The sequence below is a fragment of the Acidobacteriota bacterium genome (assembly GCA_003696075.1).
Classification (GTDB): Bacteria; Acidobacteriota; Polarisedimenticolia; order J045; family J045; genus J045.
On the sequence record RFHH01000146.1, the window covers coordinates 1 to 6,164 of the forward strand.

The 6,164-nt window shown below is 69.6% G+C and carries 3 protein-coding genes; 2 read left to right on the top strand and 1 reads right to left on the bottom strand.

Annotated elements, in window-relative coordinates; genetic code table 11:
- The coding region (locus D6718_09990; protein ID RMG44486.1) for a hypothetical protein at positions 1-449 on the top strand (449 nt) is incomplete at its 5' end.
- A 373-nt stretch (positions 450-822) separates the two neighbouring features.
- On the opposite strand, the gene D6718_09995 is transcribed toward D6718_09990, so the two are convergent.
- The gene (locus D6718_09995; GenBank protein ID RMG44487.1) at positions 823-2,970 is read right to left on the bottom strand and encodes a TonB-dependent receptor; all 2,148 of its coding nucleotides are present in this window, start codon (positions 2,968-2,970) and stop codon (positions 823-825) included.
- A 1,182-nt stretch (positions 2,971-4,152) separates the two neighbouring features.
- Between D6718_09995 and D6718_10000 the strand changes: the two genes are divergently transcribed.
- Positions 4,153-6,045 carry a serine protease gene (locus tag D6718_10000; GenBank protein RMG44488.1) on the top strand — a complete coding sequence of 631 codons (1,893 nt, stop codon included), beginning with the start codon at positions 4,153-4,155 and terminating at the stop codon, positions 6,043-6,045.
- The last annotated feature ends 119 nt before the right edge of the window (positions 6,046-6,164 follow it).

Below are 6,164 nucleotides of genomic sequence, written 5' to 3' on the forward strand. Positions count from 1 at the left end.
GATTACTGCGGTTACAGTCAACTGTGACAGCACAACAAATCAGACGGAGATTATTCGAGCACTATGGAGATCGAGAAATCGTTGCAAGGGCTACCCGCAATGTTTTGCGAAGCTTCGTCGATTGGGAGGTCCTGAAGGAAACATCGGAAAAAGGCATCTATACCGCTGGGTTTTCACTCGCCATAGCTCAGGTGGAGGTTATCGCCTGGTTGGCCGAGGCCTTTTTGCACGCTCATCCCAGCGGTTCGGTAGCTCTGAGAACGGTCCTCAATTCCACGAGCCTGTTCCCTTTCCGCCTCAGCTCCATCTCCGCGGCGCACCTGGTAGCGGTATCTGGGCGGCTCGATGTGTTTCAGCACGGCCTTGACCAGGACTTGATCATGATCCGCACGGGAAACATGCCGATGGCTCGGAAGCGCGGATCAGGACGTTGTCGTCACCGGTGCTAGGTAGCGCAGAGGCGCAGCTTAGAATGAGACACTGTGGCCGGCGCCGATTGCGGCGCCTCGCCGGGCCAGCTGGAGGTCTGGCTGTTGGCCCCGCACGAGCCCTCCAGGGTCGCTCCAGGCGGGGCGCCCGGCCGTCCCACTTTGTGATTGGGAGACCGAGACTAGCGCGGGGTGAGGCATCCACTTGAGAGCGGCGGATCTGTCCAACCTAGAAGCAACGATGAGCACGCCTCTTTCCGACGACCAATGCTGCTGCGTCTCCCTCCCTCGGAAGATCCTTGGCCGGATCTGTCCGAGTTCCGAGTGGGTGGCGTCGCGGGTGAGGGGCGCGGAGTCGGCGCCCCTCACCCGCTACGGGTTCGCTCCGGTGGAGTCAGAAGGTTCTCGCGAGGCTGATGCGCAGCGTGCGGCCGGGAGCGGGGACGCGCTGCTTCGAGAACGGGTCGAGCGCGGTCAGGTGGGTCGCGTAGACGCGGTCGAACAGGTTGTCGATGTCGGCCTGCCAGCGCCAGGCGCCGGCGACGCGCCCGCCGGCGCGGAGCGCCACGACGGAATAGCCGGGTGTCGGGAGTTCGAGGCGGGCGGTGGCGACGCGACGCTGCCGGAGGGCGCCGCGGATCCCCATCTCGAACCAGAGCGACTCACCCGACGGCTGCCAGTGGAGCTGGACGGAACCGGTGGCCGGTGGGACGCCGAAGGCGGGCTCGTCGAACGTCAGGTCCCGCCCGCGGACCACCGAGGCGCTCGCCTGCAACCGCAGCGTGTCGGACAACTCGGTCTCGAGCTCCAGCTCGCCGCCCCAGAAGCGGCCGCCGCGTCCGTTGACGTAACGGTAGACCTGCGGGGGGCTCGAGGGTAGGCGTGGGGACAGCGACGGATCGATCGCCACCGTGATCATGTCCTCGATCCGGCGCCAGAAGACATCCACCCGAAACCCGAAACGCCGTGTCGTGCCGCTCAAACCGAGATCGGCCTCGTGAGCGATTTCGGGAGCGAGCCCCGGGTCGCCGACGAACTCGGCGGCGATCTGGAAGGCGGTCGACGGGAACCGGTCGGAGAACCGCTCGAGGGCGGAAGGCATCCGGACCGCACGGCCGATCCCGGCCTCGAGCCGCAGTCCCGGCCCGAGCCGGTACGCCGCCCCGAGCGCGGCGCTCAGGGCGGAGCGAGACGGCGCCCGAAGCGTCGAGACGTGCTCCGTGAAGAACGAAGAAAGCTCGCCGGTCGACACCCGTTCGTGGTCGCCGCGGATCGTGCCGGTCAGCGACCAGCGCTGCGCCGAGCGCGTGACCGTGGCGTAAAGCCCGGCGTGGTCGATCTGGACATCGGGCCAGACCGGATCGTCGAACATCTGCATGCCGGTATCGCGGCGCCGGATTTGCCGGCGGGCGGACTGCTCGAGGCGGTATCCGTCCGCCCCGAAACCGGCGGACCAGGAGCCTCGCGCGGCATCCAAGCGAAAGCTGAAACCGGTCGTGTCGGACGAGGTGGGCAACGACACCGCCAGCGGAAACGGAGGCATCCTTCCGGGGTCGGGCTCCGCGGTCGGTTTGCCGTCGTTGGTCATCAGGTGATCCTTGCGGCTGGCGTAGATCCGGATCGACGCCCGCCGCCACAGATCGCCATCGAAGCGGCGCACGACGTCGATCGAGTTCAGCCGGGTGAAGAAGTAGACGGCGTTCAACAACCGTCCGGGATAGTCGATGTCATGTTGCTCCTGATAGGAGCCCAGGTAGTCGATCGTCCAGTGCTCGCCGGCGCGGAAGCCGTACTGCCAGCTCGCATTCTGCGACCGGTAGTCTCCCTGGACGAGGCGCCCCGCCCCGTCGTGGTAGTCGTCTCCTTGCCGCTGATCGAAAGCCAGCGACGCCCGCTGGTTCCGGCTCGACCAGTCGACGGCGACGGTGGCATCGATTCCACGCCCGTCGTTCCCGGCGGAGAATCCGGCGCGGCCGCCCCACTTCGCCTCGCCCGAGGCGAATTCCGGCCTGTGGCGCTCGACGCGCACGGCGGCGAGCGCGCCCGCGCCCCAGGCGAGCGCGAACGGACCTTTCGCGATCGTGACTCGGTCGATGGTGTGCGGATCGACGTGGCTCAGCTCGGAATCCATCCGCGCCGGCCCCGCCGCGAACGTCCGCGTGCCGTCGACGATCGTCGCGATCTGGCCCTCGCGCAGGCCGCGCACGGTCGGGTCGAGATTGATCGGCCCGCGTTGGAACGCATCGAGCCCCGGCTGGTCCCGCAACGCATGGGCGAGCCCCCGCTCGATCTCCTTGCCCCAGAGTTCGGCGCGGCCGACCTCGGTCACCGCCGGAAGATCCGGAATGGTCGCCGTCACCACGATCCGTTCCCGATGGGACGGTTTCTGCTCCGCCGATGCCGTTGCGCTTCTCGAGCCCTTTTCTTCTCCCCGAGCATCGGCGGCGCGATCCTCGCCGGCGTACGCCGTACCGGCCGAAAACGCGACCGCGACCGCCACGAGCAAGGCCGGCATGACGCGCGGCCGCAAGCACTCTCTCATCCTCGTCGCCTCCTTCCTCCCGCGCCCGCGTCGCGGAGCGCAGCCGTGCTCGCTCCAGCGGCGGCGAACCGCGACGCGACGGCGCGTGTGGCCTCGAATCGATGGGCGTGCGCACGCCACGCGGGCGCGCTGGGCACGCCGGTCCTGTCGAAGAGGTCAGCCGCGACAGCGGCGAGGAGGGGGTGTCGGAGGCTCCGGTGGAGGGGACGGCGCCAGCGACGCCGAACGGCAAGGAAGTTCGCCGAGGCGCTTCGCGGCCCGAACACGGGGCTCGGTCGGCGGCGGCGTGCCGGCGGGCCGTCGTAGTCCCTCGAGCGTCCACTCGGTTCGCACCGGCCCGCACGTTCCGCGAACGGAGCACTCGTCGAGGCCTGCCGGGCCCCGGCAGCAGCAACAGGAGGTGCGATCGCCGTGCCCACCGCAGGCGCAGACCGAGCGGCGCGCGGCATGGAGCGGCGGTGCCGGAAACAGCAATCCCGCCAGCAGCACGAGGGCGACCACGATGCGTCCCGCTGGGGCCATCAGCTCGCCTTGGTCGACGCCGGGCGCGAGCCTTGAGGACGGCCCGCGGCTCGCAGCGCCGGCTGGAAGGCGCGAGTATGGAACGAACCTCCGGCTCCGTGCCACCGGGAGGGCACGGGTCGTCCTGCGAGTCCCGCGCGGGAGCCGCGGCCCCCCGATGCCCGTCGATTCAGGGCCGGAAGGACCGGTTCCGTTGCCCCGGCGGGCGGCGAGAGGAAGCCGCGCGGGCCGGCTCATCCTGCGCCAGCGTTCGTGTCCGGGATGAAACCGGCTCGACCCGTTTCTCGCCCGCTCGCTCTTGTCCGCCGAATTTCCCGCCACTTTCATTTGGCGCCGGAACGGCGCAAGTGGGAGTGAACCTCGCGGTCACCAGGCACCGTCCGGCGGGCGCCGCCGCCGGGCGCCGCCGGGACGCCGGCGGTGGCCGATCGCGCGCCGAAGGCCGGGCGCGCCGGCGCGTACCGGGCCCCCGAGCCGCGAAAGGGAAGGGAACCGGGTCCCCCGGGGATCGCCGGGGTTCGGGCCCCCGGGTGGGCGCCGGCGGCGCACTCCGCGCCGCTTTTCCCGGGGTGCGACCCTTCCAAGGGATTGGCGGTTTTTGCGATAATGCGGCCATCGAAGCAGGGCGGGGGACAGCCGACACCTGGGAGGAGGATCGTCGTGACCAAAGGGAGGATGATCGTCACGGTGCTCGCCTGTCTCGCCGTGGCGGCGCTGGCAGCGGGCGCCGCGCCGGCGGGGAAGGCGAAAGTCGGGGAGTTCGAACCGTCGGTGCTGGCGACGCCGCATCCGTACCCGGCGGCGGCGCCGGGAGAGACGTTGCAGTGGGTGGTTCGCTATCCCGGTGCGACGTACATCCGCCTGCACTTCAGCCGGTTCGAACTCGCTCCGGGTGACGTCCTCGAGATCCGGGACCCTTCCGGCCGGGTCCGCCACCGTTACACCGGTCTCGGCCCCCACGGAGACGGGGAGTTCTGGGCGTTCTCGATTCCGGGCGACACCGCCGTTCTCGAGCTGACCGCCGAAACGGGCGGAGGATTCGGGTTCGACTCGGACGGCTACGGGCGCGGCACGGAACCGATCGCGCCGGTCGGCCCGCCGCAGCCCGGACCCGAGAGCGTCTGCGGCAAGCAGGACTGGAAAGACGTCGCCTGCTACGAGACCAGCCACCCCGAAGAGTACGCCAACTCGCAGGGCGTGGTGCGCGCCCTCATCGGCTGCTGCTGGCTGTGCACGGCCTTCAAGGTCTCCGACAACGGCCAGTTCCTGACCAACAACCACTGCGTCGCGTCGAACAGCGACGCCCGCGCGACCGAGCTGCAGATGGGCTATCAGACGCCGAGCTGCGGCGGGGGCGGGGCGTCTCCGTCGGGGAGCGTGCTGGGCAACAGCGTGCTCAAGACCGACGCCACGCTCGACTTCACGCTGATGAGCACCACCGGCGACTCGAGCGGCATCCCCTGCCTCGCGCTCGACCCGCGGCTGCCGCCGAGGGGGGAGCGGATCTACATCGCGCATCACCCGGGCGGCAACCCGAAGAAGCTGTCGATCGACTCCGACATGAACGGCGGCACCTGCGCCGTGGACGTGTCCCCGGCCTACGGGAACGCGCCCGACACCGATATCGGCTACTACTGCGACACGGCGGGCGGCTCCTCCGGATCCCCGGTCTTCTCCGGGACGAGTCACAAGGTGGTCGCCCTGCATCACTTCGGCGGCTGCACCAACCAGGGCGTCCGGATGGACCTGATCTACCCGAAGATCTCCGGTCTGCTCGGGAGCTGCTCCGCCGGCGCGCAGTGCGGCAACGGCGTCAAGGAGCCCGGCGAGGAGTGCGACGGAAACGATCTCGGCGGCGCTTCCTGCAGCGACCGCGGCTGCACCTCCGGCTCGGTCTCCTGCAACGCCGACTGCACCCTCGACTACTCCGGCTGCGGCGGTTGCCCCGCCTGCGACAACGACGGGCTGTGCGAGTCGGGCGAGGACTGCAACTCCTGCCCGAACGACTGCTTCTCCGGGTCCGGCGCCGTGTGCGGCAACAAGATCTGCGAGATCGGCGCCGGCGAGGACTGCAAGAACTGCCCGTCGGACTGCCGCCAGAAGAAAGGCAAGTTCTGCTGCGGCCAGGACGTCGACTGCAGCTACAGCAAGTGCACCGATCAGAAGAAGGGAATCACCTGCTCGATGAGCGGGGGGAGCGCCTCCTGTTGTGGCGACGGCGTCTGCGAGGGCTCCGAGGACTCGAACAACTGCTCGGTCGACTGCGGCACGGCGCCCTACTGCGGCGACGGGCTGTGCAGCGGCGGCGAGAACGAGTGCAACTGCTCGGCCGACTGCGGCACGCCGCCGGCGAGCGAGGTCCCCGGGCAGACCTGCTCCGACAAGATCGACAACGACTGCGACGGCAAGACCGACTGCCAGGACGGCGACTGCGCCTCCGACGCTTCCTGCGCCGGCGGAAGCTGCCTGCCGAAGGGCAAGAGCTGCTCGTCGAACTCCGACTGCTGCTCCAACAAGTGCAGGAAGAAGAAGGGCAAGAAGGTCTGCGCCTGAGCCCGCGCGAGCGCGGGACGCGATCCGGCGGCCGCCTCCCAGCGGGGCGGCCGCTTCCGCTTTCGGGCGGTCCGCCGCGCGTTCCCTTCGCGTCCCGGGAGCCTTCCGGCCCCGGACGC